This is a genomic window from Nocardia sp. NPDC047038 (assembly GCF_040644075.1).
Taxonomy (GTDB): Bacteria; Actinomycetota; Actinomycetes; order Mycobacteriales; family Mycobacteriaceae; genus Nocardia; species Nocardia sichangensis.
The window spans coordinates 1-1,643 of record NZ_JBEYVQ010000053.1 but is presented as its reverse complement, the minus strand read 5'-3'; the positions used below and the strand labels follow the sequence as shown (position 1 = coordinate 1,643).

Below are 1,643 nucleotides of genomic sequence, written 5' to 3'. Positions count from 1 at the left end.
AGTGTGCGGGTCATCCCGAGCCGTGGCGCGTGGCTGGAGTTCGATGTGGACAAGCGCGACACCGTGGGTGTGCGCATCGACCGCAAACGCCGCCAGCCGGTCACCGTGCTGCTCAAGGCGCTGGGGTGGACCACCGAGGAGATCGTCGAGCGCTTCGGCTTCTCCGAGATCATGATGTCGACCCTGGAGAAGGACAACACCGCCGGTCAGGACGAGGCGCTGCTGGACATCTACCGCAAGCTGCGTCCGGGCGAGCCGCCGACGAAGGAGTCCGCGCAGACCCTGTTGGAGAACCTGTTCTTCAAGGAGAAGCGCTACGACCTGGCGCGCGTGGGCCGGTACAAGGTCAACAAGAAGCTCGGCATCCACCTGGGCGAGCAGGTCGTCGGTTCGGTCTTGACGAAGGAAGACATCGTCAACACCATCGAGTACCTGGTGCGCCTGCACGCGGGTGACAAGCTCATGACCGCCCCCGGCGGCGTCGAGGTCCCGGTGGAAGTGGACGACATCGACCACTTCGGCAACCGCCGCCTGCGCACCGTCGGCGAGCTGATCCAGAACCAGATCCGGGTCGGCCTCTCCCGTATGGAGCGCGTGGTCCGCGAGCGGATGACCACCCAGGACGTCGAGGCGATCACGCCGCAGACCCTGATCAACATCCGCCCGGTCGTCGCCGCGATCAAGGAGTTCTTCGGAACGTCCCAGCTGTCGCAGTTCATGGACCAGAACAACCCGCTGTCGGGCCTGACCCACAAGCGTCGTCTCTCGGCGCTCGGCCCGGGTGGTCTGTCCCGTGAGCGCGCCGGTCTGGAAGTCCGTGACGTCCACCCGTCGCACTACGGCCGCATGTGCCCGATCGAGACCCCGGAAGGCCCGAACATCGGCCTGATCGGTTCGCTGTCGGTGTACGCGCGGGTCAACCCGTTCGGCTTCATCGAGACCCCGTACCGCAAGGTCGTCGACGGCCGGGTCACCGACGAGGTGGTCTACCTGACCGCCGACGAAGAGGACCGCCACGTGCGCGCCCAGGCGAACTCGCCGGTCGGCGCGGACGGCCGCTTCCTCGAGGATCGGGTCCTGTGCCGCCGTGGCAACGAGGAGAACGAGCTCGTCGCCGCTAGCGAGGTCGACTTCATGGACGTCTCGCCGCGCCAGATGGTGTCGGTCGCGACGGCGATGATCCCGTTCCTCGAGCACGACGACGCCAACCGCGCCCTGATGGGTGCGAACATGCAGCGTCAGGCGGTTCCGCTGATCCGTTCCGAGGCGCCGATCGTCGGCACCGGTATGGAGTTGCGCGCCGCGGTCGACGCCGGTGACGTGGTGGTGAACGAGAAGGCCGGTGTGGTCGAGGAGGTCTCCGCCGACTATGTCACCGTGATGGCCGACGACGGCACCCGCAAGAGCTACCGGATGCGTAAGTTCAACCGGTCCAACCAGGGCACCTGCTCCAACCAGCGTCCGATCGTGGACGAGGGCCAGCGGGTGGAGCGCGGTCAGGTTCTGGCCGATGGTCCGTGCACCGAGAACGGTGAGATGGCTCTGGGGAAGAACCTGTTGGTGGCGATCATGCCGTGGGAGGGTCACAACTACGAGGACGCGATCATCCTGTCGCAGCGGTTGGTGGAGGAGGACGTTCTCAC

At 66.3% G+C, this 1,643-nt stretch carries 1 protein-coding gene; it reads left to right on the top strand.

The genetic code is table 11. The features are described 5' to 3' along the window. Positions 1 to 1,643: DNA-directed RNA polymerase subunit beta (gene rpoB / locus ABZ824_RS39705; RefSeq protein ID WP_356970051.1), on the top strand; the 1,643-nt coding region annotated here is incomplete at both ends.